Consider the following 25,823-nt stretch of genomic DNA (forward strand, 5'->3'; position numbering starts at 1 on the left):
TGAGGGGCTGACGCTGGGCGGGGTCAGCCCCTCAACCACACCCACGAGCGCACACACACGAGAGAGCAGATCATGACCTACCGCGCCGGTGAAGTCGAAGTCCTCCTGACCGTCAACGACAAGGATCTCTCCCGGGCCGACAAGAACGTCGAGGCCACCGGGAAGAAGATCGAGAAGAACCCCCTCAAGGTGAAGGCGGATACCGCGGACGCCCTCGAAAGACTTGATCGAGTCACGGACGAAGCGAAGAAGCTCGTCTCGAAGGACGTCGCCCTGCAGGTGAATGCCCGCATCGAGGGAGCGGAGAAAAACCTCGACCGGACGCAGAAACGCCTCGAGTACCTCCGTTCGGTGGAGACGGAACTCGACGTGTCCGCCGACATCCGTCGGGCGGAACGCAGCCTCTCCCGGATCGAGAGTCAGGTCGACGCGCTCAAGCGGGCGCGGGCGACGATGGAAGTCGACGTCGCCGACGAGGGGGCTCGGCAGAAGCTCCGGGCCGTCGCGGACTATGCCGGCGAAGCGGGCAGCGCCGGCGGAGAAGACGCAGGAGAAAACCTCGCGAGCGGCATCGTCGGGGCGCTCGCATCGATCCCCATCGCAGGCGCCGTCGTCGGGATCGGATACGCGGCCGGCCAGGCGCTCCGGGAAGCGTTCGAGAACGGCCTGCAGGTCGAAGCCGGGTACGACCGCCTCGCGGCTCTCACCGGCCTCAGCGACATGAACGCCCTGCGCGTCGGCCGCGGCGCCGCCGAAGCCTACGCGGCGGGGTTCGGCGAGTCGATCGAGTCGAACATGGATCTCACCCGACTCGCCATTCAGTTCGACCTCATCGACGCGGAAGCGACAACTCAGCAGTCGCAGAAGGTCGTTGAGGGGCTCGCCGGTATCGCTGACGTTCTCGGGGAAGACGTCCAGCCCGTCGCGCGGGCGGTGACGCAACTTCTCCGCAGCGGCCTTGCGCGGTCAGCGCAGGAAGCTTTCGACATCCTCGCGACCGGTCAGCGGGAAGGTGTGAATCTCAGCGAGGACCTTCTCGACACGCTGTCGGAGTACGCGTCGACCTTCGAGTCGATCGGTCTCACCGGTGGGCAGACGCTCGGGCTGCTCAACCAGGGCCTGCAGGCCGGCGCGCCGAATACCGACTTCTTCGCTGATGCGCTCCGCGAGCTCGGCATCCGGATTCGCGAAGGCGACGACGCGACGGCCGGATTCCTCGGCCAGCTGGGACTTCTCCCCGATGAGATGCAGAGAGCGTTCGTCGAAGGCGGGCCAGCGGCGCGAGACGCGTTGGACGCGATCTTCGATCGCCTGCGCGATACCGACCCGGTCGACCGGAACCGGATCGCTGTCGGCCTGCTCGGCACCCAGTTCGAGGACCTGCAGCTCGACCTCTCGAGGATCGACCTCAGCAACGCCGAGGAACAGCTCGACGGGGTCGCCGGCTCCGCACAGCGCATGTTCGACACGCTCGCCGACAACGACGCCAGCAAGATCGAGCAGGCACGGCGAAGCATCGAGGTCGCCGCGCAGGGCATCCAAGGGGCCCTCGCGTCCGCGTTCGCTGAACCCCTGGGAGACGCAGCCGACTGGATCGCTTCCAACCGGGGCCCGGTCCTGCAGTTCTTCCGGGACCTCGTCAACGGCGCCCTCGACTTCGGCATCGCAGCGAACACCGCCGTCGGCGACTTCGTCTCGGGACCGCTCGAGCAGATGGTCGAGGGACTCAAGAACGCCCGGCGGATCATCGCTCCCTTCGCAGACACGACCGAGCTCGACGAGTTGCAGGACTCGATGCGGGCGTTCGGCGACAGCACGGATGCCGGGAACGAGAAGCTCGAGGAGATGCGGGACCGGTTCAACGAGTTCATCGATCCTCAGATCATCCTCGGGGAGCTGAGTGACCGAAGCCGGGACTTCGCCTCGGCGCTCGACTCCATCACCGCGGCGCAGGACGGCAGTGCTGAGGCGGCGACGGCTCTCGGAGATCAGACTCGTGCGGCGGTTGATGCTCTGTACGCGCAGCAGACCGCGGCGACGAGCGCCGGCCAGGGACAGAGCGAGCTATCGGAACTGTGGCGGAACGGCGCCGGAGCGCTCAGCGAGCAACTGCGGGCGATGGGACTGACCGAACTGCAGACGTGGCAGCTCATCGCTGCGTATGCCGGCATCCCGGAGTCGGAGATCACCGAGATTCTCTCGAACGCGCCCGACGAGCAGTCGAAGGTGCAGGCACTTGTCGATCGAGTGAACACGATCCCTGACGGTGAGACGACCATCTACGCCGACACCTCACCCGCCGAAGAGGCCATCCGCGCCCTTCGCTCGAGCATCTCTGCCGGCGCCACTCTCGGCGTAGCGGTGGCGACGTCGGGCGGTATCCCGCGCGCGAACGGCGGTCCGATCATCGGTCCCGGCGGTCCTCGCGACGACCTCGTGCCCGTCATGGCCTCGAACGGTGAGCACATGCTCACCGCCGCGGAGGTCAGAGCCGCGGGCGGGCACGGCGCGATCTACCGTCTTCGTCGAATGCTCGCGGACGGTGCGCTGCATCTAGCTGGAGGCGGCCCGGTGGAGAAGGTGCCCTCCGCGACCTGGCAGACGGCGCCTCCGGTCGAGCCGGGTGACGTTGCAACCTATCGCGTGGTCGCCGGTCAGCGCATCCGCGTCGACGGCGACCGCGCGGAACCGGCCCGCGTCGACGGCGACCGCGCGGTGATCGAGATTCATCACCACGGCGACAACTACTCCTACGACCCGAGCGATATCGCTCGAGAGCAGCGTGAGCATCTCGCCCGCGCACTCGACGCCCACGGCCTCGGCTGACGGACCCGCCGAATAGGCTCACATCCGTGGATGCTCTCACCTGCCCGCGTTGCCTCGGGCCCCTCGACGACGAACTGCTCGAGGAGCCCGAGGAGATGCGGGGCCCATCGTACGTAGACGAGAACGACACACTCGTCTGCATGGACTGTCGACTCGATGAAGCGGCCAGGATGGCTGCGAAAGCTCGCAACATCCCGCTCGAAGAGTGGCCGATCCTCGATGGCCCACACGACTACATCCTGACCTTCGAGCTCGACCCCGACAAGCGCTGAAACGTCGGTACGCGTTCCACCGCGATCCGCTCAGCAACGCTCCCTGACCCCACCCCGCCAAGAATCCAGCAACACGGCAGGAGGGGGGACCACCACGGGGGAGGTGTTCCTCTCCCCCCGGATTGGTTGTCCCGTTTTCCGCCACCCCCCTCCGGCCAGATTCCGCGGGTTCATGCGGCTGGGGGCGTCACAGAGCCCCCCTTATCGCGCTCCCAAACCGCACCCAAACCGACCTCAGATCGGCCGTCAGCGAGGCGCACAGCACTCGCCACGGCACATAGCATCGTGCCCATGACTGACGAGCTAGAGGCGCTCATTCGGGCTGACGCGCAGAGGTATCTCGATGAGGGTTCGGTGCGCGACTTCGAGATGGGAATGCGGAAATCGCGCGCGATCCACGCGGCGGCCGCGATCTACCTCGAGGCGAAGATCCGCATGGAGACGGAGAAGGCGATCGCGAAGGCTCAGGCTGAATTCGAAGCCGAGCTGGACGCCGAGTTCGACTACGAGCACACGGGAGAGCTGGTGGAAGATGCGTCCGCTGAACGTCTCGAGTACATGACCGAGCTTGAGGTCGCGGAGTATCTGAAGGTGCCCGTCGCGACGCTGCGGGACTGGCGCCGCAAGGATGCGGTCAAGGTGCTCCCGTTCCACAAGATCGGGCGACTCATTCGCTACGAGCGCGGCGAGGTCGATGCTGCTATGCGTGCTGGGCGGGTAGAAGGTGGAAACAACTTGCCAGCTGGGGCTTCTGTGTCCATCGAGCCCCACTGAGTGGGCTGCAACAGCAGGACGAGGCTTATCCGACGGATGTGAGTGAGCGCCAGCGTCCGCCGTGATCGCGCACGACGTCCTCCCGCTTCCCCCGATCGGTGCGCATGCTCGCCCGCCAGTACGCGAGGAGAACGTCCTCCCGCACCAGGCGGACCCGCTGCCCGTCGCGGATGCCCCACGTCATCTGCATGCCGTCGACCTGCCACCGGATGATCGTGCGCTTTGCACGCTGCACACGAGCTGCGGCCTCGCGGTAGGTGTAGAGACGGTGATCGTCGGGCTCGAGCTCCATGACGAGCAGTATGCCGTGTCGGTCGAGTCCGCACCCAGTCCGCAGAGTGTCCACAAACGCACCCGAACGAGCCATAACGCACTGTGCGGGAACCGTTGAATTTCCGCGGTCCCCGCACAGTACTTGAAGCGACAGCGGCAATGGTGGAGATGGGGGGAATCGAACCCCCGTCCATCGCTGAGATACGGCGTCTTCTCCGGGCGCAGTCTGTAGAGGCGTTCTGCTCGGCCCCGACTTTCAGTACAGACACATAAGTCGACGGGCCCAGTCCGGGAAGAGTCCCGCGTGACGTCCGGACGCCGTCACGCAGCAAGATCCCTAGATGACGCCAGGGTCCGTGGCGGGATCACACACGGTCTGACGGACTATCGGGCTCGCTTATGCAGCGAGGGCGAAGTCAGTGCGCTTGGATTCGGCACTTATTGGTTTGCAGAGAGCGTTAACGAGATAACTCTGCATCCTCGGCCCGCTTCTCGCCGACACACAGGCGATGTCGAAACCGATCATCCCCATGAGCCTTCGCGTGAAGGGCCGCTGTCGCACTGTGGAGTTGTTCCCTCGGATGCCGCAGCACCCGAGCACTACAGACTACAACCGATCGCGTTCCCACGCCATTCCCGGGGCCGCGGCCTAGAGTCGGGTCATGGCCGACATCCTCATCTCCGTCCGCGGTGAAGCCGAGCAGCGCACGGCTCCCGAGCTCGCATTGGTCTCTGCCAGCGTGTCGACCGAGGGCGCCGAGCGCGAGGAGGTCGTCGCCCGCGCGAGCGCTTCGGCCGCGACCGTACGCGACCGGCTCGGCGAGCTGCACGAGCGCGGCTCCGTGACGGCGTGGTCGAGCGGCACGACGTCGGTCTGGTCCGACCGCCCGTGGGAGGGCGACGCCCGGGCGTCGGAGATGCGCCACCACGCGACCATCGACTTCACGGCGACGTTCGGCGACGTGGCCGCGCTCGGGGAATGGGTCAGCGCCCTCGCCGACGACGCGAACCTCCGCATCTCGAATGTCGACTGGCGGCTCTCTTCCGCCACCCGCACGCGCATCGAACGAGAGCTCGCCACGACCGCCGTCGGCGTCGCCGTCTCGCGCGCCTCGGCCTACGCCGCCGCCCTTGGCCTCGGCACCGTCGAGCCCGCCGAGATCGCCGACGTCGGACTGTTGAGCGGTGCGGATGCCGCGCCCCCGGCGCCCGCGTTCGCTCGAGCGGCTCTGCTGTCGGCCGACGGCGGAAGCGGAGGAATCGACCTGCGCCCCACCGAGATCGTCGTCTCGGCAGCCGTCGAAGGGCGCTTCACCGCTCGGTGAGCCCGTCCGTGAGGCAGGGGGCGCCGGACTTCCTCGACGGAGGACGCTGCCGCCAGCGAGCGGTTACTCGCCGAGGCGGTTCCGGGAGCGCATGGCCCGCTCGGCCTCGCGCTTGTCCTCACGCTCGCGGATCGTCTGCCGCTTCTCGAACTCGCGCTTGCCCTTCGCGACCGCGATCTCGACCTTGGCGCGCCCGTCCGAGAAGTACAACCGCAGCGGCACGAGCGTGTAGCCGCCTGCGCTGACGGCGTGCGAGAGCTTGATGATCTCCTCTTTGTGCAGCAGGAGCTTGCGCGTTCGCTTGGCGGCGTGGTTCGTCCAGTGACCCTGCGAGTACTCGGGGATGTTCACCGCGTCGAGGAACGCCTGTCCGTTGTCGATGTACGCGTACCCGTCGGTGAGGTTGGCGCGGCCCTGGCGCAGCGACTTCACCTCGGTGCCGGTCAGTACGAGACCGGCCTCGTAGGTCTTCTCGATGGCGTAGTCGTGGCGGGCGCGCTTGTTGCTCGCGACGAGCTTCTCACCCTGTTCCCTCGGCATGGCGCGCCTCCTTCCTGTGCTGCACGGACGCAGCCCTACAGTCTACGGGCAGCGGGGGGCGCGAGTCGACGTCCGTCGTCAGGTGCGCAGCCAGCGGCGGATCGCGAAGCCCGCCGAGACCGCCGCGAGCAGGACGCCCAGCACGATGACGGCCGGCACCACGAGCGCGACGTCGCCGAGATTCACCCAGTTCGTCACGAAGTCGATCTGCGACGACAGGTACTGCCCCACCCCGACTTGCACCATCGCGACGATCGCGGCGCTGGCCAGCGCCGATCCGATCAGCGCAGCGAAGACACCCTCGAGGATGAACGGCGTCTGGATGAACCGGTTGGACGCGCCGACGAGGCGCATGATGCCGAGCTCGCGCCGCCGGGCGTAGGCGGACAGTCGGATGGTCGTGGCGATCAGCAGCACCGCGGCGATGAGCATGAGGCCCGCGATACCGATGGCCACGTAGGTCGCGACGGTCAGCGCCGAGAAGAGCGGATCGAGGTACTGCAACTGATTCGCGACCTCTTCGACGCCGTCGAAGTCCTTGAATGCCTCGCTGATGACATCGCTCTGCGCGGGATCAACGAGGTTCACCCAGTACGTGTTGTTGAGCTGCTCGGCGCTGACGAACTCGGAGTAGTCCTGCCCCATGAGGTTCAGGACGTTGTCGTACGCCTCTTGGCTGCTCTCGAATCGCACGCCGCTGACGACGCCCTCGAGCGCGGGAGACGACAGCCGTTCGGCGACGGCCGCGAGCTGCTCCTCGGTGGCGGCACCGTCGGCGCAGTTCTGCACCGTCGCATCTTCACGGCACATGTAGACGGCGACCTGAGCGCGATCGACCCAGTAGTCCTTCGTCTTGCCGATCTGCATCTGCATGAGCATCGCGGCACCCACGAACGTCAGCGACACGAACGTCACGAGCACGACCGAGATCACCATCGAGGCGTTGCGGCGCAGTCCCGTCAGGGCCTCGCCGAGGATCAGACCGACTCTCATGACGTGGGCCCCACTTCGTCGCCCCGGTCATCCTTCTGACCGAGACCCAGCTTCTTGGCGACGTCGGGCAGACCGAGCCCCGCCAGGTCGATGTCGGGCGCGACGATCGGAATCGCACGCGTGGATTCGCCGACGGGCGGCGGCGGCTCCGAGACGGTCTCGGGCTGCTCGGGCACGTGCGCCGCCGGAGGCGTCTCGGCGATCTCTCGCTGCAGCTCCAGGACCGCGGTCAGCGCGGCGACGGCGGCGGCGCCCTTCACCGGCTCGGGCTTGAGGCTCGGCAGCGCGGAGGTGTCGCCGTATCCGCCGCCCACCTCGTCGCGGACCATGACGCCGCCGCTGAGCTCGATGACGCGGCGCTGCATCTGGTCGACGAAGCCGGCCTCGTGCGTGGCCATGACGACGGTGGTGCCGTTGGCGTTGATGCGCGCCAGCAGCTGCATGATGTCGACGGATGTCGCGGGGTCGAGGTTTCCGGTGGGCTCATCGGCGAGCAGCACCTGCGGCCGGTTCACGATGGCACGGGCGATCGCCACGCGCTGCTGCTCACCGCCCGAAAGCTCGTGCGGCAGGCGCTTCTCCTTGCCGGCGAGGCCGACGAGCGCCAGCGCCTCGGGCACCGCCTGCGAGATGAACGCTCGGGACGAGCCGATGACCTGCAGCGTGAACGCGACGTTCTGGAACACCGTCTTGTTGGGCAGCAGCCGGAAGTCCTGGAAGACGGCGCCGATGTGTCGCCGGAAGTACGGAACCTTCCGCGTCGACAGGCCCCGCAGGTCGCGGCCGAGGACGACGACGCGCCCCTCGCTCGCGACGTCCTCGCGGAGGATCATCCGCAGACACGACGACTTGCCCGATCCGGACGCGCCGACGAGGAAGACGAACTCGCCGCGCTGGATCTCGAAGTCGACGTCGCTGAGCGCGGGCTTCGAGGTGCCGCGATACCGCTTGCTGACGTGTTCGAACCGGATCATGACTCGACGAGCCTAAGCGGCGGTGCGGCGGAACGAGGACGCGACACCCGCGCGGCGCGGCATCCGCACCTCAGGGGTTGATCAGGCGTCGTCGTCTTTGCGCTTGCGCCAGCGGATGCCGGCGGCGATGAAGCCGTCGAGGTCGCCGTCGAACACGGTGGACGGGTTGCCGACCTCGTGACCGGTGCGCAGGTCCTTCACGAGCTGCTGGCCGTAGAGGAAGTACGAGCGCATCTGGTCGCCCCAGCTCGCGGTGATCGTGCCCGCCAGCTCCTTCTTCTTCGCGGCCTCCTCCTCGCGCTGCAGCAGCATGAGGCGGGTCTGCAGGACCCGCATCGCGGCGGCGCGGTTCTGGATCTGCGACTTCTCGTTCTGCATCGACACGACGATGCCCGTCGGGATGTGCGTGATGCGCACGGCGGAGTCGGTGGTGTTGACCGACTGACCCCCGGGGCCGGACGAGCGGAAGACGTCGACGCGGATGTCGTTCTCGGGAACGTCGACCTCCTGCGCCTCCTCCATCACGGGGATGACCTCGACGGCTGCGAAGCTCGTCTGGCGCTTGTCGGCCGAACCGAAGGGGCTGATGCGCGCGAGGCGGTGCGTACCGGCCTCGACCGAGAGCGTTCCGTAGGCGTAGGGCGCATCGACCTCGAACGTCGCCGACTTGATCCCGGCGCCCTCGGCATACGAGGTGTCCATGATCTTGACGGGGTACTTGTGACGCTCGGCCCAGCGCAGGTACATGCGCAGCAGCATGTCGGCGAAGTCGGTGGCGTCGTCGCCTCCCGCGCCGGAGCGGATCGTCACGACGGCGGAGCGCTCGTCGTACTCGCCGTCGAGCAGGGTCTGGACCTCGAGCTGACCGATGACGTCCTCGAGCTGGGCGAGCTCCTTGCGGGCCTCGTCCGCGGACTCCTCGTCGTCCATCTCGACAGCGAGCTCGACGAGCACGTCGAGATCGTCGAGGCGGCGCTCGACGTCGGTGACGCGTTTGAGCTCGGCCTGGCGGTGGCTCAGAGCACTCGTGACCTTCTGCGCCTTCTCGACGTCGTCCCACAGGTCGGGGGCGCCGGCCTCTTCGGACAGGCGCGCGATCTCGGCCTGGAGCGCCTCGACGTCGACCACGGCCTGGATGTCGGCGAACGTGGAGCGCAAGGCCTGGATGTCGGCGGAGATATCGAATTCGAGCATGGCACTCCAGAGTAACGTGGAAGAGATGCCAGCCAGCGACGCGAACGAGCCGATCCGACGAGTTCTCTGGCGACTCGCCCCGATGATCTACGGGCCCACGACCCTCTTCGGCCTCGGCGAAGGCGCCGTCATCCCCCTGATCCCGGTCATCGCGGTCCAGCTCGGGGCCGACGTCGCAACCTCCGCGCTCGTCGCCTCCGCCCTCGTCGTCGGCCAGCTCTGCGGCAACATCCCCGCGGGGTGGGCCGTCGCGCGCATCGGCGAACGCGCCACCATGATCATCGCGGGCCTGCTCGCCCTCGTCGGCCTCGGCGCGATGGCCCTCGCGCCCGCGCTCGGCGTCTTCGCGGCATCCGTCTTCCTCATCGGCATCTGCGCGGCCGCTTTCGGGGTCGCCCGTCACGCGTTCATGACGACGCGCGTGCCGCTGACATTCCGGGCCCGCGCGCTGTCGCTGCTGGGCGGAAGCTTCCGGCTCGGCATGTTCGTGGGCCCGTTCATCGCGGCGGCGCTGCTGTGGATCTTCGGCGACGAGCATGCGACGATCTGGTTCTTCGGCATCTGCCTGATCGCGATGATCGTCCTCGTCGCGTTCGGGCCCGAGCCCGAGAAGCGGCTGGGTCCGCCGCCCGCGGTCGCGCGCACCGTCGACGGCGAGGCGATCACCACCGCCCCCGTCCGCACGCGGCGCACGCCCGGCACCGGCGTCGTCCGGACGGCCTGGCGCAATCGCGACGTCCTCGCACGGCTGGGCGTCGCGGCAGCGTCGCTCTCGGCGTTGCGCTCGACCCGCCAGGTGCTGCTGCCCTTGTGGGGTGTCGCGATCGGACTGGACGGGTCGACGATCGCCCTCGTGGTCGGCGTCTCGGGAGCGATCGACTTCGCGCTCTTCTACGCCAGCGGACAGGTCATGGACCGGTTCGGCCGGCTCTGGGCCGCCCTGCCGGCGATGCTCCTGATGAGTTCCGGGTTGATCGCTCTGGGACTGACGGCAGCCAGCGAGCAGCCGGAACTGTGGTTCGCGCTGTTCGCGGCCGTCCTCGGCGTCGGCAACGGCCTGTCGAGCGGCATCCTGCTGACCCTCGGGGCGGACGTCGCGCCCGTCGCGAATCCGGCGCCCTTCCTCGGGTCGTGGCGCACGCTCACCGACGCCGGCGGCGCCGCCGCTCCGCTGCTGGTGTCGGGCATCACCGCGATCGCGTCGTTGCCGGTCGCGGCAGCGGTCATGGGCGGCGTCGGGCTGGTGGGGGCGATCGGGTTCATCCGCTGGGTACCGCGGTTCGTGCCGCGCGCGCGGAACGGAGATCGACCATGAGACGAACGCGCCGCAGCACCTTCGCCCCGCCCGCCCGGACGGCCTTCGCCGCGGGGGCCCTCCTCCTCGCGCTCACCGCGCTCGTCGGCTGCTCCAGCGCAGGAACGGATGCCGCTCCCGCGAGCACGAAAGACGCCGGCGAGGTCTCCGCGGACGCATCTCCGGCGGTCGAGGTCGTCCGGCCGCCCGCCGGCGCGCAACCGGACTATCAGCTGGGCGGCGCGTACGAGCCGGCCGCCGGCGTCGGAATCGTGGGGCGCGACCGCGAAGCCGAACCCGCGGAGGGCCGCTACTCCATCTGCTACGTCAACGGCTTCCAGACGCAGCCGAACGAGCGACAGCTGTGGGACCCCGAGCTGCTCGTTACCGTCGATGGCGAGCCGCTCGTCGACCCCGACTGGCCCGACGAGATCCTGCTCGACACCTCGACGGCCGAGAAGCGCGACCGCATCCTCGCGCTCGTGGAGCCGTGGATCCGGGGCTGCGCGGCGGCGGGCTTCGACGCCGTCGAGTTCGACAACCTCGACTCGTTCACCCGCTCCGAGGGCCTGCTCGACATCGACGGCAACCTCGCCCTCGCAAGCGCCTTCGTCGCCGTCGCCCACGACGCGGGACTCGCGGCGGGCCAGAAGAACGCCGCGGAGCACGCGCCCCTTCTGCGCGATGAGGCGGGCTTCGACTTCGCCGTCGTCGAGGAGTGCGCGGCGTACAGCGAGTGCGGCGACTACACCGCCGTCTACGGCGATGCGCTGATCGACATCGAGTACACCGACAACCTGCCGCGGGCGTGGTCGGAGATCTGCGACGATCCGGAGACGCCGCGTTCGGTCGTCCTGCGCGACCGCGCGCTCACCGTGGCCGGCGATCCCGAACACGTCGCCGCGCATTGCTGAGGCACATCTTCGTCTGACACATCGTCGCCACGCAAGCCGTTTCGTGCCACTCTGGGCAGCCGGATAAGTTGTCGAGCGACCGAGGGAGATCGATGGTCTTCGAGACGACCGTGCACCGACAGGAGACGCGACGCGAGAACATGCGCCGCGCCCGGTCGGCGACGCGCCGGATGGCGCTGATCCGTCTCGTCATCGTGCTCGCCGCCGCCTCGGGCATCAACTACATCGCCTGGCGCTGGCTGGCTTCCGTCAACTGGGAAGCGTGGTGGATCGCCGTACCGCTCGTGGTCGCCGAGACGTACAGCCTCATCGACTCGCTGATCTTCGCGCTCGGGGCGTGGCGGCTGCGCGAGCGCCATGACGCTCCCCCCATCACCCGTCCGGTCACTGTCGACGTGCTCGTGACAACGTACAACGAGCCGCTCGACCTCGTCATGCGCACCGCCCGGGCGGCTCTCGAGATCCGGTACCCGCACCAGACCTGGATCCTCGACGACGGCGACCGCCCCGAGCTCCGGGCCCTCGCCGAGGCCGAGGGCATCGGCGTCATCACCCGCTCGCAGGCCTGGCGCGACCGGCCGCGGCACGCCAAGGCCGGCAACCTCAACAACGCCCTCATGGTCACCGAGGGCGAGTTCCTGCTCATCCTCGACGCCGATCAGATCCCCAAGCCGCAGATCCTCGACCGCACGCTGGGGTGGTTCGAGGACGATGGCGTCGCGCTGGTGCAGACGCCGCAGTGGTTCGTCAACGTTCCCCCGAGCGACCCTCTCGGCAGCCAGGCGCCCCTCTTCTATGGCCCGATCCAGCAGTCGAAGGACGGTTGGAACGCCGCCTTCTTCTGCGGCTCCAACGCGATCCTGCGGCGCGAGGCGCTCATGCAGCTGGGCGTGTCGCGATACGTCGACGAGGTCACCCTCGCCGTCAACCGCGGTGTCCGATCGTCGCGCCGCATCCTCACCCGGGCTCGCCAGGAGCACGGCGACGATCCGCGGATCGCGGCGGCGCTCGACGCGGTGGGCGCGGCCCTCGACGAGGTCAAGGTGGAGATCGCCCGCGGCGACGCTCTGGCGGACGTGACCTACGCCTTCCAGGCCCGCATCGATCGGGTGCGCCGCGAACTCACCGATCAGGACCTGGCGAGCGTCCGCGATGAGCTGCGCGCCCTCGCCGAGATCACCGGCGACACCGAAGCGCTCGCGGTCATCGACGAGGTGACCCTCGACGCCCTCGGTGACCGCAGCCTCTCGCCGCTCGGCGCACTGGAATCGATCAGCATGCTGGTCTCGTCGTTCGAGGTCGGCCGCGACGAAGAGGCTCAGGCGATCATGCCGCTGGCCACCATCTCGGTCACCGAGGACATGGCGACCTCCATGCGACTGCACGGCCTCGGCTGGAAATCCGTCTACCACGACGAGGTGCTCGCGGTGGGTTTGGCCCCCGAGGACCTGCCGACCATGCTCACGCAGCGACTGCGCTGGGCGCAGGGCACGATGCAGGTGATGTTCCGCGAGAACCCGCTCGTGCAGCGCGGCCTGAGCTGGGGCCAGCGCATCATGTACTTCGGCACGATGTGGAGCTATCTGGCCGGTTTCGCGGGGCTGGTGTACATCGCCGCGCCGGTGCTGTACCTCTCGTTCGGCGTCATGCCGGTGCAGGCCTGGAGCGTGGACTTCTTCGTCCGCTTCATCCCGTTCTTCGTGCTCAACCAGCTGCTGTTCCTCGTCGTCGCCAACGGCAGACCGACATGGCGCGGCGCGCAGTACTCGCTGGCGCTGTTCCCGGTGTGGATCCGATCCGTGACGACGGCGTTCGGCAACGTCTACCGCGGCCGCGCGCTCGGCTTCTCGGTCACACCCAAGACACGCGCGGCCGAGGGACGTCCCCGGTGGGATCTCGTGCGGCCTCAGCTCATCGCCATGGCCGCGCTGGTGCTCTCGCTCGTCGCGGTCGCCATCCGCTACGCGGTGGGGCAGGCCGAGGGAATCGCGCCGCTCGTCAACATCGTCTGGGTGCTGTACGACCTCATGGTGTTCAGCATCATCATCCGCGCCGTGCTCTACACGCCGCCCTCGGACCTCGAACTGAAGGAGAACTGACCCATGATCGATCTCGATATCGACGTGCGAGACAACGGTCGGGTCGTGCGACCGCACGGCCGCCTCACGATGGTGTCGGCGCGCGAGTTCCGCGAGCGGGTCAACGAGGAGATCAGCGCCGCCCCCGACTCCCTTGTGGTCGTCGACCTGTCGGATCTGCAGTTCATCGACTCGTCGGGGCTGGGCGCGCTCGTGGCCTGCCTGAAGTCGGCGCGCCAAGCCGGCGGGGACCTGCGCCTCGCGGCGCCCACCGAGCAGATCACCATGGTGCTCGGCCTGACCAACCTCGACCGCGTCCTGCGGCCCCGCGCGACCGTCGAGGAGGCCCTCGGTGGCTGACAAGATCGAGCGCTCGCTCCTCGCGGACGTCTCGCTCGAGAGCGTCGAAGCGGTCCACGACCTGCTCCTGGAATGGTTCGAGGAAGTCGGCGAGGTCGACCCCCGGGTCCGGTTCGCGTTCGAGACCGCCGTCGTCGAGATCGCCGGCAACATCGTCGAGCACACCGTTGCCGCTCAGGGTGCCGAAGGACGCCACTTCACGGTCGAGCTCGTTGCCGATGAGGCGGCGTTGACGGCCACGTTCCAGGATGACGCTCAGCCGGCGGAGCTGGACCTCAGCGCGGTGACGATGGCGGAAGAGGGCGCCGAGGACGGCCGTGGGCTCGCCCTCGCGCTCGCCAGCGTCGACCGGCTGGAGTACCGCCACGAGGGCGGGCGGAACATCTGGAGCATCGAGTGCCGCCGAGGCTGAAGCGCGCGCTCGGCCGCCTCCTCTCGGCGATCGGCTTGGTCGTCGCCGCGCTGCTCATCGCAGCGCCCGCCGCCCATGCGGCCGTCGGCGACCCGGCGGACGACGGGCTGTGGTGGGGCGCCGAACTGGACTGGGGCGCCGACGGCCCCGACGGGTACGCCGATCGCCTCGGCGAGACGCCGGCGATGTACTCCATCCGATTGGCCTACCCGCTCGACGAGCGGGCGCGGCAGGACTGGATGCGCGCGGCCACCTCCGCATCCGCTCAGGGAGCCGTGCTCGTGCTGAGCATGGAGCCCGGCATCAAGCTGAATGATCTCACCGCCGACGACGCCGACACCTTCAACGAGATGCTCGAGAGGGTGCACCGTGACTACGGCACCCACCAGCTCGTCCGGTTCGCACCCGAGATGAACGGCTCGTGGGAGGAGTGGGGACAGCAGCCCCGCGAGTTCGTGCGTGCTTTCGAGACGGTCGCCGACGCGGTGCACGACGGGGACTCGGATGCCGAGATGGTATGGGCCCCCTCCTACGGGGCGGGCTACCCGTTCGAGCGGGCGGACGGACGACTCGAGGATCTGACGGCGACGGACCGCCGGCTGCTCGACACGGACGGCGACGGTCTGCTCACCGAAGCCGACGACCCCTACGGTCCGTACTTCCCCGACCCCGACGCCGTCGACCGCGTCGGGCTCACGATGTTCTACTTCGGCAAAGGCGAGGCCGGCGCCGCCGCGGGGCGCGACGTGCCGTTGCAGGCGAACGAAGCGCCCGAACCGGGCGAGGTCGCCGAGCGCTTCGCCGAACGCTGGGGCTACACGGTGCCGCAGTCCGAGTCCTTCTACGACCGCTTCGTGGTCGGCGAGGATCGTCCGCTGCTGCTCGACACCGGGGCTCTGTACGACCCCTCCCTGCCCGGCGACTCCGAACTCGCGGTCAAACAGGGCTGGTGGGAGCAGGTGCTGGCCGAAGCGGCATCCCGCCCTCGCCTGAACGCGATCACCTGGCTCGAGACGGTCCGGCGCGAGGCCGAGGCCGGCGCGAACGAGGTGGACTGGCGGGTGACCGCCTCGAGCGAGCTCGCTGCTGCGTTGCGGACCGACCTCGACGCCGCCGACGTCCGGTGGGGCCCGATTACCCAGGTGATCACCCCGCAGCAGGGATCGGCGAGCACCGTGCAGGTACGCCAGGGCAACAACGAGATGAACTGGATCACGGGCAGCGCAGCCGTGCTCGCCGTCGCCTACCTCATCTCGGGGATCGTGGGACGGCTGCGCCCCGCCTGGCGCTATCCGGACGATTCGGCCACGCGTGACCTGCGGATCGACATGGTGCGCGGGTTCGTCATCATCGTCGTCGTCGTCACGCACATCGAGGTGCTCAGCCCGTATTCGCTGGCATCGCTCAACGTCATCGGTGCGATCACCGGTGCGGAGCTGTTCGTCCTGCTCAGCGGCATCGTGCTCGGGATGGTCTTCCCGGCAGCGATCAGACGCGGAGGCGAGTGGGCGGCAGCTGTGGGCGCGTGGGCCCGGGCGCGCAAGCAGTACCTCGTCGCGCTGGCCGTCATCCTTCTCGTGTTCATCCTGAGCTTCGTGCCGTTCATCGACGCCACGCCGGTCACGACGTTCACCGACCGCGGCACCGGAGCCGACGGCGAAGCGACGACGGGCCGGGTCTACGACCTGTATCCGAACGCGGATCGCCTGCTCGACTACCCCCCGCCCTGGTACGCCGTGCGCCAGTTCCTCCTGCTCGAGATGGGGCCCTGGCCCTTCAACATCATGGGCCTGTTCGTCGTCCTGAGCCTGGCGTATCCCGCCATCATGTGGCTCATCAAACGGCGGATGTGGTGGCTCGTGCTCGCCGCCAGCTGGGGCCTGTACGCCGTGCACGTATTCGTCCCCGACTTCGCGCCGCTGCCGTCGCAGTTCAACGCGGTGTTCCCGCTGCTGGCCTGGCAGGTGCTGTTCACGCACGGGCTCGTCATCGGGTACTACCGGCGGCAGATCATCGCCGCGCTCACCTCGCGGCCCGGCAAGATCCTGGTCGGCGTGTTCGTCGTCACGTACGCCGGGTTCCTGGTCTACCTGTGGGCGGGCGACCGCTTCGGGTTCACGCCGACGCCCTTCCCCGCGGACCTCTACGGGATGCTGTACGACTCGGGCTACCAGCGCATCGACCTGCACTGGGGCCGGCTCATCGACCTGCCGCTCGTCCTCGTCAGCAGCTACGCGGTGCTGACGGTCGCGTGGAAGCCGATCGACAAGATCATGGGCTGGCTCTGGATCCCCCTCGGCCAGGCGAGTCTGTACGTGTTCATCGTGCACGTGTTCTTCGTGCTGGCCGTCGCCAACATCCCCGGTCTCGACCGCGAGAGTTTCTGGCAGGGAACGCTCATCCACACCGCTGTAATCGCCATCATCCTGGTGATGGTGAAGCGGAAGTTCCTGTTCTCGGTCATTCCCCGCTGAGCGGCGTCTCGGTGCGCGGCCGGATCAGCGCACCGAGACGACCACCGCGGTGACGTCATCGTCGATCACGTGCTCCGACACCCGGATCGCGAGCTGGTCGAAGAAGGCCTCGGCCTCACGGGCGCGCCGCAGGTCCTCGCCGATGAGGCGAAGGCTCTCGAGCGTGCAGTCGTAGGCGTCGAGGGCGCCGTCCGACACACTCACGATCAGGTCCCCCGAAGCGACGGTCGTCTCCCCCGCCTCCCAGGCGGCGTCAGCGGGACGCAGGCCCAGCGGCAGGTTGCGCGAGCTCAACCGCTCGGTCGAGCCGTCGGGTCGCAGCAGCAGGGTCAGGCCGTGCCCGGCGTCGACGTAGGCGACGCGGCCCGAGCGCGGATCGATGACGGCATGGAAGAGGGTCGCGAACGTCTCGCGGTAGCGGGGCTCGTGACGCGCGAACTCCTCGACCGAGAGCATCGCCTCGACGGGCTCGAGGTGCGCACGGTCCTGCAGCGCGGCGATGAGCTCTTCGGCGAAGCCGCCCGCCAGCTCGCCCTTGCCCATGACGTCGGCCAGCGTCACGATGATGCGATCGCCCACCTGCTGCCAGCTGCTGCGGTCGCCGCTGACACGGCCGTACGGGATGGCCAGCGACGCCAGGCGCACCTCGCCGCCCGCCAGCTGATCCGCGCGCGCCGTGGCTGCCGCAGGATCGCGCTCGTTCGCCGCGGGGTCGCCCGGGGCGGCGGCATCCGGGTCGTCTGCGGGGTCGTCCATCCGCATCTCGGCCTGCGCCCACAGACCGAGCTGCTCGAACGCCTCGCGGTCGGACTCGGTGAGCTCGCGCGGCGACGAGTCGAGCAGGCACAGGGTGCCGACGGTCTCCCCGGCTTCGGTGTGGATCGGGTAGCCGGCGTAGAACCGGATGCCGTGCTCGGCGACGATCGCCCGGTCGGCGAACCGCGGATCGGCGCGGCCGTCGGGCACCTCGAGAACGGCCGGCTGCTTGACGGCCTCACCGCAGAAGGAGTCCTCGATGGGCGTGTGCCGGAAGTTCGAGGTGGACGGCTGCGACTTCGTGAAGACCGTCTCGGAGTTCACGACGTTCATGACCGCGAAGTCGACCTGGAAGCGCTCGCGCGCGAGCCGGGTGATGCGGTCGAAGCGCTCCTCGGGCGGACTGTCCATCAGTCCCAGCCGTGCGACGGCTTCGTCGTTGGATGCGATCTGCTGAGTCATGAGTGGGCTCCCCCTCCACGCATAGTCCGTTCTCCGACCATATCCATCGTGGCCCACCCGGAAAGGGGGTGGGCGCGTTCCGGACTATTTGGGGCACCTCACTGCAGCACGGTTCGGCTGGTCGCGGTCGCCTCGATCCGCACTCCCTCGGGTACGAACAGCGTCGACACCGGCGGATGCCAGGTCGTCGCGACGGTCACGCGCGCGGACAGGCCGTCGGGGCTGTCCGCACGTACCAGCGCCGCGCCGGGGGTCGCGCCGACAACCTGCCGAGCCAGATCCTCGACCGCGCCCCGATCGAGACGAGCGGATGCCGCGCCCCCGTCGACCACGACCGTGAAGCCGTCCGCAGCGGCCAGGGCAGCGGCATCCGCCACGGTGTCGGCGTGCTTGCGGGCGAGGTACAGGCTCGACGCGTCGATGGTGACGAGCACGAGCACGACCGCCAGCGCCGCGTATCCGAGCGCGAGGATCAGCACGCTGCCGTCCTCCTCCCGACGCAGAGCGCTGCCACGGCAGGGCGAGCGGTGGCTCATCGCGTCCCCCAGAGGCGCGACATCCGCTGCACCGCGACCGCCTCGACGGGAACTCGTGCCCAGCGGTCGAGCCCGAGCACCGGCGGCAGCAGTGGCAGCGGCACCTCCGTGCGCGCCGTCACGGTGACGAGGCCTCCGGCCTGGGGGCAGGCGCCCGAGGTCGGGCACGAGACGCTCAGGTCGATGGCGCCCGCCTCGACGCCATACTCGTCGGCTATCGCCTGGGCGATGCGTTCAGCGCGCCCGTCCGCGGCATCCGGTCCGCTCGCGAGGGCGATCGCGCGAGCGACGTGCCGCGCCGTGGCTTGAGTGGCCCACGCGTGGGTCTGCACGACGCCTAACGCGACCGCGAGGTACGCGATCGGGACGAGCAGGATCAGCCCGGCGACCAGGAACTCCAACGACGCCGACCCTTCCTCGGTCGGACGGACCGCCCGGGCCCACCGGCCCTCAACCGGTCTCGTCGGCCGGCGCATGGGCTGTCACCTCCCACCCGCCGGGTATTCCGAGCAGACCGACGAGCGGCACCGTGACGCGCAGCGACACCTCGATCGCCGGGTAGCCGCGCGATGAGGTGCGGCGCACGTCGGCCCCCTGGACGAGTTCCCCTCCGATCGTCCGGGCGACGATCTCGCGCGCCCGATCGCCGCCTGCGTCGTCGGGTACGTCGGCGAGCGACGCGTGGTAGGCCCCGTCGATCGCGGCGTCATGCGCCACTGCCCGCACGTAGACGGCGAGCGCGACTTGGAGGACGCCGAGGGTGAGGACGGTGAGCAGCGCGCCGACCATCACGAACTCCGCGGCCGCCGAGCCCCGCTCATCCGAAGCGAGCCTCACGTCACAGCCCCGACACCCGCGCGATCGCCTGCTCGAAGAGGTTCGACAGCGCCGGTCCGGCGAGCGCCCAGATCACGACGACGAGCCCCGCCGTCATGAGGGTGACGAGCACCCAGCCGGGGACGTCGCCGCGATCGTCCTCGCGCAGGGTCGGGTGTGTGCGGGCGAGGGCCGCCCGTCGGGAAGCACGCATGCTTCTCCTCTCTCTCAGGGTCAGATCCCCAGCCGCAGCATGACGATGCCGGGGAAGACGGCGAACAGGACCGACAGAGGCAGCACGAGGAAGACCAGTGGCAGCAGCATGAGGATCTCCTTGCGCCCGCCCTGTTCGATGAGACCGCGCTTGGCGTCCTCGCGCGCGTCCGCCGCCTGCGCCTGCAGCACCTGGGCCAGCGGCGCACCGCGGTCGATCGCGGCGACGAGCTGGTCGACCGCGCGCCCGACGCTCGCGACGTCGGCGGTGCGGGCGAGATCGCGGAGGGCATCGGTCAGCATCGAGCCGGTCGTCGTGGCGAGCACGGCATCGCGTACCTGAACCGTCAGCTCACCGGCACCGATCTCGCCCACGCGACGAAGAGCGTCGAGCAGGCTCTCTCCCGCCGCGAGACACAGTGCCAAGAATTCGAGCACCATCGGCACGTCCTCGCGGATGCGGCGCAGTCGCCGGCGCGCGGCGGCGACGAGCATCAGGTGCGACGCGAGCACGGCGCCGCAGGCGGTCGCGACCGGCAGCAGCGCGGTGCCGGCCCACGCCTGTCCCGCGACGGCGAGCGCCACGACCGCGCCCGCTCCCCCGAACAGACCGACGAGACCCGCGAACAGCTGCCGCGCGCGGAAGCCCGTCACCGAGACCGACCACCCGGCCTGGCGGAGCAGCCGCTGCGCCGAGGCGGTGTCGCCGACGGCCTCGATCCATCGCCTCGGTCCCCTCATCCAGCCCGCCGCCCCCGGGACGACGGGCTCCAGAGGTGTGAGTCCCCGGGGGTCGGCGATGTCGCGGACATACGGCGCGATGCGGCGCGCGAGCGTGGGCGCCGCCCAGCGCGGCATCCGTGTCGCCATCAGCAGCACACCCGCTGCCATTGCGGCACCGAGCAGCACCGACACGGCCGCATCCGTCGCGGCGGTCATCGCGTCCACCGCCGCGGCTCGGGCAAGCGGCCGATGCGCAGCATCATCCGGTACGCGCTGAACGACACCGCGGCCCCCACGAGGATGAGGACACCGCCCTCGGGACTCCCGTAGGCGCGCGCACCCTCGGGGCGCAGCGCGAGCAGGGTGAGGATCACCCACGGCGCGACGAGCCCCAGCACCGCGGCGCCGTGGATCCAGGACTGGCGCGCCTCGATCTCGGACCGCAGCGTCGACTCGGTCCGCACCGACGTGGCGAGCGCCCGCAGCACCGGGACGAGCTCGGAGCCGCCCACCTGACGGGCCATCCGCAGCGTCTCGATGATGCGATCGGCGACCGGGTCGGCAAGGGTCGCCTGCAGGCGCGCGGCGCTGGAGTCGAAGTGACCGGATGCCGCGATATCGCGGGCGAATCCGCGGAACGCCGCGCGCAGCGGCGGCGGACCGTTCTCGGCGACCGAGGCGAGGGCGTCGGGCAGGGACATGCCCGCGCGCACCGATGCGATGAGCAGGTCGCAGACGTCCGTCCACAGGGCTCGGCGAGCGCGGCGGATGCGACGCGCTCGTGCCCGCAGCCACGCGGTCGGGGCGACGGCACCCCCGGTTCCCGCAACCGCACCGACCGCCGGCACCGCAGTGACCAGCCACGCGGTCGCCGCCGCGAGCGCCGCCGCGCCGATGCTGAACACGACGAGCCGCCCGCCCGGCGCGTGCGCGAACCCGGCAGCCTGAAGGAGGGCCTGCGTCCGACCATCACCGGCCCGCGCGCGCCGTACCCTCGGCTCGCGGCGTGGCCAGACCCACGGAGAAACACCGAGCACCACTCCGGCGCCCAGCAGAGCACCCCAGACGACGGTCACGGCCGGCTCCGGTAGACCGGCTTCACGACGATCTCGCCGTCGACCACCGCCCCGGTCGGCGCGGCGATCTCCGCGACTCGGCGCCGCCCGTCCGGATGGCGTTCGCAGTGCACGACGAGATCGACCGAGGCGGCGAGCGCCGCGCGTACGAAGGCGAGGTCGATGTTGCGGCCGGCCAGCAGTGGCAGCGCGGAGAGCTTGCGCAGCGCGTCTGACGCGGAGTTCGCGTGGATGGTCGCCGCCCCCGGCACTCCCGTGTTGAGCGCGAGCACCAGGTCGAGCGCCTCGGCGTCGCGCACCTCGCCGATCACGAGCCGGTCGGGACGCATCCGCAGCGCTTCCTTCACCAGCCGCCGCAGCGACCTCGCCGCCGCCTTCCAGACTCGGCTGGCGGGCTTGGAGGGCGACGGTGTCGGGAAGGTCGACAGCGAGCTCGAACGTCTCCTCGACCGTGATGACGCGGTGCTCGGACGGGCCGGCTCCGACGAGCGCGCTGAGCATAGTCGTCTTGCCCGCGTGCGTGGCCCCCGAGACGACGATCGTGCATCCCCCCGCGACGGCTGCGCGCAGCATATCCGCCTCGCGCTGCGGCAGCGACCCCAGGGCGACGAGGTCATCGAGGGTGCGGTGGCTGCGCAGGAACTTCCGGACGTTCACCGCCCAGTGCCGAGTGATGTCGGGGATCGCGACGTGCAGGCGGGAACCGTCAGGGAGGGATGCGTCGGCGAACGGCTGGCTCAGGTCGACGCGGCGCCCCGTCGCGTGCAGCATCCGTTCGGCCAGGTCGCGCACCTGCGCCTCGGTCAGCGTCAGCGCGACCCGCTCGCTGCGTCCGCCCCGCGCCACGAAGATGCGGTCGGGGGCGTTGATCCACAGCTCCTCGACGCTCGGGTCATCCAGCAGCGCCTGCAGCGGCCCGTACCCCGACAAGGTCGCGAGGACCTGCCGCACCATCGACGCCTCGTCGTCCACCGGCGCCGCGCCGCGCGCGAGCGCGAAGTCGTTGTGATGACGCACCTCGGCCGCCGTCACCCGCTCCGCCGCATCCGGATGCTGCCCCGGGTCGATGCCCTCAGCGCGCAACCGGTCGCGCACCCGATCGATGAGGGCGAGCGCCGGCGGCGCCGACGCGACCGAGGACGACGGAAACGACTGCGGGAAGCTCACCCGCAGCATCCTGCTCAGACGCTGCGCAGAGCGTCGGGAAGTTTCCACAAGCGAGGTCGGTGGTACCCGAGAGGAATCGTGAACGATTCGTAACACTTACGAAACACTCCGTTTCGTATCGTGAACTCATGGCATCAGCGACAACGGACAAGCAGGGCCGGCCTACCGACGAGGACCTCACGCGCCGCATTCTCTCGGCGGCGGCCGACCTCCTCGGCACGCAGGGCTACCAGCAGCTGAGCGTCGAGCGGGTCGCCAAGACCGTCGGATGCGGCAAGACCGCCATCTATCGCCGCTACCCCGACAAGGGCGCTCTCGTTGCGGCGACCCTGCGCGCGCAGGTGGAGGTCGGCCAGGCCCCGGACCACGGCGACGTCCGCGCCGACCTGCTCGAGCACGCCCTGCAGAACCAGCGCAACCAACAGCTGTCGCCTCAGCAGCGCAACGGCCTGCAGGCGATGTTCGAGCCCGACGTCTTCCCCGCCCTGTGGGAGTCGTTCTTCCGGCACCGCCGCCAGCAGGGCGTCGACATCATCGACCGGGCCGTCGCGCGCGGCGAACTGCCCGCCGACGTCCACCACGACATCCTCCTCGACACCATCGCCGGGCTCACCCTGTACCGGCAGTCGGTGAAGCGCATCCACCTCGATCAGCACCACTACGTCGACATCATCGACGCCCTCGTCACCAGCCCGCCCAGTCGACTGCCCGACGCCGATGAACAGGTCCCGCATGTCCCCTGATTCCCCTCCTCTCACTCAGTCCATGCCGAAGGTCAGCGTCCGCGCCGTCGTCGGCTTCCTCGTCTTCTGCGAGCTCGCCAGCGGGTTCGTGCAGGGCTTCTACGCTCCACTCCTCGGCGAGATCGCCGGCCACCTGCAGGTGTCGGATGCCGACATCACCTGGTTCCTCACCGTGCAGACCCTCGCCGCCGCGGTGTGCGTGCCGCTGCTGTCGAAGCTCGGCGACATCTTCGGGCACCGCCGGATGCTGCGCATCGCCGTCATCGCGGTGCTGATCGGCACCGTCGTGACCGCCTTCCTGCCGAGCTACCCGATCGTGCTGATCGCCCGCATCCTCGTCGGGCCGCTCGCCGTCTGGCTGCCGCTCGAGATCGCCCTCGTGCACAGCCGCATCAAGGGCGAGACGGCGCGCACCTCGATCGGCCTGCTCGTGTCGTGCCTTACCGGCGGCGCGATCCTCGGCACCATCTCGGCCGGGCTGTTCTCGGCGCTCCTGCCGAGCCTCACGCTCGTGCTGCTGATCCCCGTCGTCTTCGTCGCCGTCAGCGTCTACGCCGTGTTCTTCAAGGTTCCCGAGTCGACCTCGCGCACCGACGCGCGCATCGACGTCCTCGGCTTCGTCGGCATCGGCCTGGCGATGGTGCTGCTGCTGTTCGGACTGCGCCTCGCCTCGAGCGAAGGATTCACGGCGCCGGCCACCGTCGCGACCCTGGGCGCCGCTGTCGTCGTGTTCGTCCTCTGGGTGCTGTGGGAGCTGCGCTCGCCCTCGCCGGCCATCGACGTGCGACTGATCGTCTCGCCGCGCCTGGGACCGGTGTATCTGACGGCGTTCCTGTTCGGCATGGTCATGTTCGGCATGCAGGCGCCCACGACGACCTTCCTCACCGCCGACCCGGTCGACACCGGCTACGGGTTCGCGGCCACCGCGGGAACCGCCTCGGCCGTGACCGCCGTCGTCACGATCCTCGCAACCGTCGGGGCGGCGACCTTCGCGCCGATCGCGCGCCGGGTCGGCATCCGCACCGTCCTCGTCACGGGCGCACTCGCCGCGGCATCCGGCTTCCTCATCCAGATCGCCTTCCACGACCACCTGTGGCAGATCTTCCTGGTCTCGGCCGTCAACGGCATCGGCATGGGCTTCCTGCTCGGCGCGCTGCCGGCGCTCGTGGCCGAACTCGCCCCGAGCGATTCGACGGGCATCGCGACCGGCGTCTACAACTCGCTCCGCACGCTCGGCGGCTCGACCGCCGGTGCCGCCTTCGCCGTCGTGCTCGCGGGCTTCACCGCGTCGGGCGCGCTGCACTCGACGATCCAGGGCTATCTGACCATCTGGGGCATCTGCGCCGGCGCGTTCCTCGTCGCCGCCGTGGCCCTGTCGTTCATGCGCATGCCGCGCGCCACCGAACCCGTCACGAAAGGCTGACCATGCAGACCCCCGACTTCACGGCCGACGCCGTCGCGATCCTCCCCGAGCTCGTCTCGCTGCGCCGATCGCTCCACGCCGACCCCGAGCTCGGCCTCGACCTGCCGCGCACGCAGCAGCGCGTGCTCGACGCCCTCGCGGGCCTGCCCCTCGAGGTCACGACGGGCGACAAGACCACCTCGGTCGTCGCTGTCCTTCGCGGCGCGTTGCCCGGACCTACGGTGCTGCTGCGCGGCGACATGGACGCACTGCCCATCGACGAGGCGACCGGCCTCGAATACGCCTCGTCCAACGGCGCCATGCACGCCTGCGGGCACGACCTGCACACCGCTGGCCTCGTCGGCGCCGCGAAGCTCCTGTCCGCCCGGCGCGATGAGCTGCACGGCTCGGTCGTATTCATGTTCCAGCCCGGCGAGGAGGGGCACGGCGGGGCGAAGATCATGCTCGACGAGGGACTGCTGGATGCCGCCGGCGAGCGGCCCGTCGCCGCCTACGCGGTCCACGTGGCACCGGGACCGCGCGGCGTCTTCGCCACACGGAGCGGCGCCGTCGCCGCGGGGTCGAACCAGCTGTTCGTCACCGTCAACGGCCGGGGCGGGCACGGGTCGCAGCCGCACCAGACGCTCGACCCGGTGCCGGTGGCCGCCGAGATCGTCCTGGCGCTGCAGTCCTTCGTCACGCGGAGGTTCGACGCCTTCGACCCGGTGGTCCTCTCGGTGACCCGCCTGTCGACGGGCGACGGCGCGGTCAACGTCATCCCCGAGCGCGTCGAGATCGCCGCCACCGTGCGCAACATGTCCGCCGCTTCCCTCGCGATCCTGCAGGAGGGCCTGCCCCGCGTGATCGAGGGCATCGCGGCGGCCCACGGGCTGAGCGCGGACGTCGACTTCGAGACGATGTACCCCGTCACGGTGAACGATGCCGGCGAGACCGAGGCGACCCTCGCCGAGCTGCGCCGGACGTTCGGCGAGCAGCGGGTCATGGTCATGCCCTCGCCGATGATGGGGTCGGAGGACTTCGCCTTCGTCCTGGCGGAGGTGCCGGGCACGTTCATCGCGCTCATGACCTCGCCCGAGGGAACCGACCTGCGCACCGTCGAGTGGAACCACTCCCCCCGCGTCGTGTTCGACGACGCGGTGCTCGGCGATCAGGCCGCCGCACTGGCATCCGTCGCCTTCGCCCGCACGGCGCGCTGACGGGCGCGG

At 69.7% G+C, this 25,823-nt stretch carries 26 protein-coding genes, 1 other RNA gene and 1 pseudogene; 13 read left to right on the plus strand and 15 right to left on the minus strand.

Features of this window, described 5'->3' with window-relative positions; all coding sequences use genetic code 11:
* Window positions 1-72 precede the first annotated feature (72 nt).
* The 3 genes from JOF37_RS02570 (at window position 73) to JOF37_RS02580 (ending at window position 3,872) form a co-directional block, all read left to right on the plus strand.
* Window positions 73-2,826 (plus strand): phage tail tape measure protein, encoded by a 2,754-nt coding sequence (locus JOF37_RS02570; protein ID WP_210004822.1) that lies wholly within the window; start codon window positions 73-75, stop codon window positions 2,824-2,826.
* A gap of 26 nt (window positions 2,827-2,852) precedes the next feature.
* Complete coding sequence (locus JOF37_RS02575) at window positions 2,853-3,098, plus strand: Trm112 family protein (RefSeq protein ID WP_210004823.1); 246 nt, start codon at window positions 2,853-2,855, stop codon at window positions 3,096-3,098.
* A 291-nt stretch (window positions 3,099-3,389) separates the two neighbouring features.
* Window positions 3,390-3,872: a helix-turn-helix domain-containing protein gene (locus JOF37_RS02580; protein ID WP_210004824.1), complete on the plus strand. Its 483-nt coding sequence runs from the start codon at window positions 3,390-3,392 to the stop codon at window positions 3,870-3,872.
* Between the two features lie 25 nt (window positions 3,873-3,897).
* Here JOF37_RS02580 and JOF37_RS02585 read toward each other — a convergent pair whose 3' ends face one another.
* Both JOF37_RS02585 and ssrA read right to left on the minus strand, forming a co-directional pair.
* On the minus strand, window positions 3,898-4,164 hold the full coding sequence (locus JOF37_RS02585) for a hypothetical protein (RefSeq protein ID WP_210004825.1): 267 nt from the start codon (window positions 4,162-4,164) through the stop codon (window positions 3,898-3,900).
* Window positions 4,165-4,305: 141 nt separating this feature from the next.
* Window positions 4,306-4,675, minus strand: a transfer-messenger RNA (tmRNA) gene (ssrA, locus tag JOF37_RS02590).
* 132 nt (window positions 4,676-4,807) lie between these two features.
* Here ssrA and JOF37_RS02595 point away from each other — a divergent pair.
* Window positions 4,808-5,470, plus strand: a complete 663-nt coding sequence (locus JOF37_RS02595; RefSeq protein ID WP_210004826.1) for an SIMPL domain-containing protein — start codon at window positions 4,808-4,810, stop codon at window positions 5,468-5,470.
* A 63-nt stretch (window positions 5,471-5,533) separates the two neighbouring features.
* Here the strand turns inward: JOF37_RS02595 and smpB are convergent, their stop codons facing one another.
* From smpB to prfB, 4 genes are all read right to left on the minus strand, one after another.
* Window positions 5,534-6,010, minus strand: coding sequence for an SsrA-binding protein SmpB (gene smpB / locus JOF37_RS02600; RefSeq protein ID WP_210004828.1), 477 nt, complete (start codon window positions 6,008-6,010; stop codon window positions 5,534-5,536).
* 78 nt (window positions 6,011-6,088) lie between these two features.
* The gene (ftsX, locus tag JOF37_RS02605) at window positions 6,089-7,003 is read right to left on the minus strand and encodes a permease-like cell division protein FtsX (protein WP_210004831.1); all 915 of its coding nucleotides are present in this window, start codon (window positions 7,001-7,003) and stop codon (window positions 6,089-6,091) included.
* A complete protein-coding gene (gene ftsE, locus JOF37_RS02610) occupies window positions 7,000-7,977 on the minus strand; it encodes a cell division ATP-binding protein FtsE (RefSeq protein ID WP_210004833.1) in 978 nt (325 codons plus the stop codon). Before ftsE ends, ftsX begins: the two co-directional genes overlap by 4 nt.
* An 81-nt stretch (window positions 7,978-8,058) precedes the next feature.
* Complete coding sequence (gene prfB / locus JOF37_RS02615) at window positions 8,059-9,171, minus strand: peptide chain release factor 2 (protein ID WP_210004835.1); 1,113 nt, start codon at window positions 9,169-9,171, stop codon at window positions 8,059-8,061.
* Window positions 9,172-9,196: 25 nt separating this feature from the next.
* On the opposite strand from prfB, the gene JOF37_RS02620 reads away from it, so the two are divergent.
* The 6 genes from JOF37_RS02620 (at window position 9,197) to opgC (ending at window position 16,703) form a co-directional block, all read left to right on the plus strand.
* A complete protein-coding gene (locus tag JOF37_RS02620) occupies window positions 9,197-10,486 on the plus strand; it encodes an MFS transporter (RefSeq protein WP_245338306.1) in 1,290 nt (429 codons plus the stop codon).
* Window positions 10,483-11,379 (plus strand): endo alpha-1,4 polygalactosaminidase, encoded by an 897-nt coding sequence (locus JOF37_RS02625; protein WP_210004837.1) that lies wholly within the window; start codon window positions 10,483-10,485, stop codon window positions 11,377-11,379. The genes JOF37_RS02620 and JOF37_RS02625 overlap by 4 nt, the downstream gene beginning before the upstream one ends.
* A gap of 140 nt (window positions 11,380-11,519) precedes the next feature.
* Complete coding sequence (locus JOF37_RS02630) at window positions 11,520-13,478, plus strand: glycosyltransferase (RefSeq protein WP_245338307.1); 1,959 nt, start codon at window positions 11,520-11,522, stop codon at window positions 13,476-13,478.
* Between the two features lie 3 nt (window positions 13,479-13,481).
* Window positions 13,482-13,817: an STAS domain-containing protein gene (locus JOF37_RS02635; RefSeq protein WP_210004841.1), complete on the plus strand. Its 336-nt coding sequence runs from the start codon at window positions 13,482-13,484 to the stop codon at window positions 13,815-13,817.
* A complete protein-coding gene (locus JOF37_RS02640; RefSeq protein ID WP_210004843.1) occupies window positions 13,810-14,229 on the plus strand; it encodes an ATP-binding protein in 420 nt (139 codons plus the stop codon). The genes JOF37_RS02635 and JOF37_RS02640 overlap by 8 nt, the downstream gene beginning before the upstream one ends.
* Window positions 14,214-16,703 (plus strand): OpgC domain-containing protein, encoded by a 2,490-nt coding sequence (opgC, locus tag JOF37_RS02645; RefSeq protein ID WP_271174861.1) that lies wholly within the window; start codon window positions 14,214-14,216, stop codon window positions 16,701-16,703. The genes JOF37_RS02640 and opgC overlap by 16 nt, the downstream gene beginning before the upstream one ends.
* Before the next feature lie 24 nt (window positions 16,704-16,727).
* On the opposite strand, the gene JOF37_RS02650 is transcribed toward opgC, so the two are convergent.
* The 9 genes and pseudogenes from JOF37_RS02650 to JOF37_RS15455 form a co-directional block, all read right to left on the minus strand.
* Window positions 16,728-17,921, minus strand: a complete 1,194-nt coding sequence (locus tag JOF37_RS02650) for a SpoIIE family protein phosphatase (protein WP_210004845.1) — start codon at window positions 17,919-17,921, stop codon at window positions 16,728-16,730.
* A gap of 98 nt (window positions 17,922-18,019) precedes the next feature.
* On the minus strand, window positions 18,020-18,457 hold the full coding sequence (locus tag JOF37_RS02655) for a pilus assembly protein TadG-related protein (protein ID WP_210004847.1): 438 nt from the start codon (window positions 18,455-18,457) through the stop codon (window positions 18,020-18,022).
* Entirely contained in the window at window positions 18,454-18,858 is a 405-nt protein-coding gene (locus JOF37_RS02660; protein WP_245338082.1) for a TadE family protein, read from the minus strand. Before JOF37_RS02660 ends, JOF37_RS02655 begins: the two co-directional genes overlap by 4 nt.
* 49 nt (window positions 18,859-18,907) lie before the next feature.
* On the minus strand, window positions 18,908-19,294 hold the full coding sequence (locus JOF37_RS02665) for a TadE/TadG family type IV pilus assembly protein (protein ID WP_271174860.1): 387 nt from the start codon (window positions 19,292-19,294) through the stop codon (window positions 18,908-18,910).
* Between the two features lies 1 nt (window position 19,295).
* Window positions 19,296-19,487, minus strand: a complete 192-nt coding sequence (locus tag JOF37_RS02670; RefSeq protein WP_210004851.1) for a hypothetical protein — start codon at window positions 19,485-19,487, stop codon at window positions 19,296-19,298.
* A gap of 20 nt (window positions 19,488-19,507) precedes the next feature.
* A complete protein-coding gene (locus tag JOF37_RS02675) occupies window positions 19,508-20,425 on the minus strand; it encodes a type II secretion system F family protein (RefSeq protein ID WP_210007647.1) in 918 nt (305 codons plus the stop codon).
* A complete protein-coding gene (locus tag JOF37_RS02680; protein ID WP_210004853.1) occupies window positions 20,422-21,285 on the minus strand; it encodes a type II secretion system F family protein in 864 nt (287 codons plus the stop codon). The genes JOF37_RS02675 and JOF37_RS02680 overlap by 4 nt, the downstream gene beginning before the upstream one ends.
* The gene (locus JOF37_RS15450) at window positions 21,282-21,614 is read right to left on the minus strand and encodes an ATPase, T2SS/T4P/T4SS family (protein WP_245338313.1); all 333 of its coding nucleotides are present in this window, start codon (window positions 21,612-21,614) and stop codon (window positions 21,282-21,284) included. Before JOF37_RS15450 ends, JOF37_RS02680 begins: the two co-directional genes overlap by 4 nt.
* Window positions 21,615-21,741: 127 nt before the next feature.
* Window positions 21,742-22,461, minus strand: a pseudogene (locus JOF37_RS15455) (ATPase, T2SS/T4P/T4SS family); the annotation flags it as partial.
* 119 nt (window positions 22,462-22,580) lie between these two features.
* Here JOF37_RS15455 and JOF37_RS02690 point away from each other — a divergent pair.
* The 3 genes from JOF37_RS02690 to JOF37_RS02700 are packed head-to-tail and all read left to right on the plus strand — an operon-like array spanning window position 22,581 to window position 25,814.
* Window positions 22,581-23,195, plus strand: coding sequence for a TetR/AcrR family transcriptional regulator (locus JOF37_RS02690; protein ID WP_210004855.1), 615 nt, complete (start codon window positions 22,581-22,583; stop codon window positions 23,193-23,195).
* A 22-nt stretch (window positions 23,196-23,217) separates the two neighbouring features.
* The gene (locus JOF37_RS02695; RefSeq protein WP_210004856.1) at window positions 23,218-24,618 is read left to right on the plus strand and encodes an MFS transporter; all 1,401 of its coding nucleotides are present in this window, start codon (window positions 23,218-23,220) and stop codon (window positions 24,616-24,618) included.
* Between the two features lie 2 nt (window positions 24,619-24,620).
* A complete protein-coding gene (locus tag JOF37_RS02700) occupies window positions 24,621-25,814 on the plus strand; it encodes a M20 metallopeptidase family protein (RefSeq protein ID WP_210004857.1) in 1,194 nt (397 codons plus the stop codon).
* The last annotated feature ends 9 nt before the right edge of the window (window positions 25,815-25,823 follow it).

The sequence above is a fragment of the Microbacterium imperiale genome (assembly GCF_017876655.1).
In the GTDB taxonomy this organism is placed as follows: Bacteria; Actinomycetota; Actinomycetes; order Actinomycetales; family Microbacteriaceae; genus Microbacterium; species Microbacterium imperiale.

Bases quoted from the DNA above. Each gene is read 5' to 3' on its own strand.
- ftsX (WP_210004831.1), bottom strand. From the start codon at position 7,003: ATGAGAGTCGGTCTGATCCTCGGCGAGGCCCTGACGGGACTGCGCCGC.
- JOF37_RS02650 (WP_210004845.1), bottom strand. From the start codon at position 17,921: ATGACTCAGCAGATCGCATCCAACGACGAAGCCGTCGCACGGCTGGGA.
- JOF37_RS02655 (WP_210004847.1), bottom strand. From the start codon at position 18,457: ATGAGCCACCGCTCGCCCTGCCGTGGCAGCGCTCTGCGTCGGGAGGAG.
- JOF37_RS02700 (WP_210004857.1), top strand. From the start codon at position 24,621: ATGCAGACCCCCGACTTCACGGCCGACGCCGTCGCGATCCTCCCCGAG.
- JOF37_RS02625 (WP_210004837.1), top strand. From the start codon at position 10,483: ATGAGACGAACGCGCCGCAGCACCTTCGCCCCGCCCGCCCGGACGGCC.
- JOF37_RS02570 (WP_210004822.1), top strand. From the start codon at position 73: ATGACCTACCGCGCCGGTGAAGTCGAAGTCCTCCTGACCGTCAACGAC.
- JOF37_RS02620 (WP_245338306.1), top strand. From the start codon at position 9,197: ATGCCAGCCAGCGACGCGAACGAGCCGATCCGACGAGTTCTCTGGCGA.
- JOF37_RS02580 (WP_210004824.1), top strand. From the start codon at position 3,390: ATGACTGACGAGCTAGAGGCGCTCATTCGGGCTGACGCGCAGAGGTAT.
- JOF37_RS02695 (WP_210004856.1), top strand. From the start codon at position 23,218: ATGCCGAAGGTCAGCGTCCGCGCCGTCGTCGGCTTCCTCGTCTTCTGC.
- ftsE (WP_210004833.1), bottom strand. From the start codon at position 7,977: ATGATCCGGTTCGAACACGTCAGCAAGCGGTATCGCGGCACCTCGAAG.
- JOF37_RS02675 (WP_210007647.1), bottom strand. From the start codon at position 20,425: ATGACCGCCGCGACGGATGCGGCCGTGTCGGTGCTGCTCGGTGCCGCA.
- JOF37_RS02690 (WP_210004855.1), top strand. From the start codon at position 22,581: ATGGCATCAGCGACAACGGACAAGCAGGGCCGGCCTACCGACGAGGAC.
- JOF37_RS02630 (WP_245338307.1), top strand. From the start codon at position 11,520: ATGCGCCGCGCCCGGTCGGCGACGCGCCGGATGGCGCTGATCCGTCTC.
- prfB (WP_210004835.1), bottom strand. From the start codon at position 9,171: ATGCTCGAATTCGATATCTCCGCCGACATCCAGGCCTTGCGCTCCACG.
- JOF37_RS02585 (WP_210004825.1), bottom strand. From the start codon at position 4,164: ATGGAGCTCGAGCCCGACGATCACCGTCTCTACACCTACCGCGAGGCC.
- smpB (WP_210004828.1), bottom strand. From the start codon at position 6,010: ATGCCGAGGGAACAGGGTGAGAAGCTCGTCGCGAGCAACAAGCGCGCC.
- JOF37_RS02670 (WP_210004851.1), bottom strand. From the start codon at position 19,487: ATGCGTGCTTCCCGACGGGCGGCCCTCGCCCGCACACACCCGACCCTG.
- JOF37_RS02635 (WP_210004841.1), top strand. From the start codon at position 13,482: ATGATCGATCTCGATATCGACGTGCGAGACAACGGTCGGGTCGTGCGA.
- JOF37_RS02595 (WP_210004826.1), top strand. From the start codon at position 4,808: ATGGCCGACATCCTCATCTCCGTCCGCGGTGAAGCCGAGCAGCGCACG.
- JOF37_RS15450 (WP_245338313.1), bottom strand. From the start codon at position 21,614: ATGCGTCCCGACCGGCTCGTGATCGGCGAGGTGCGCGACGCCGAGGCG.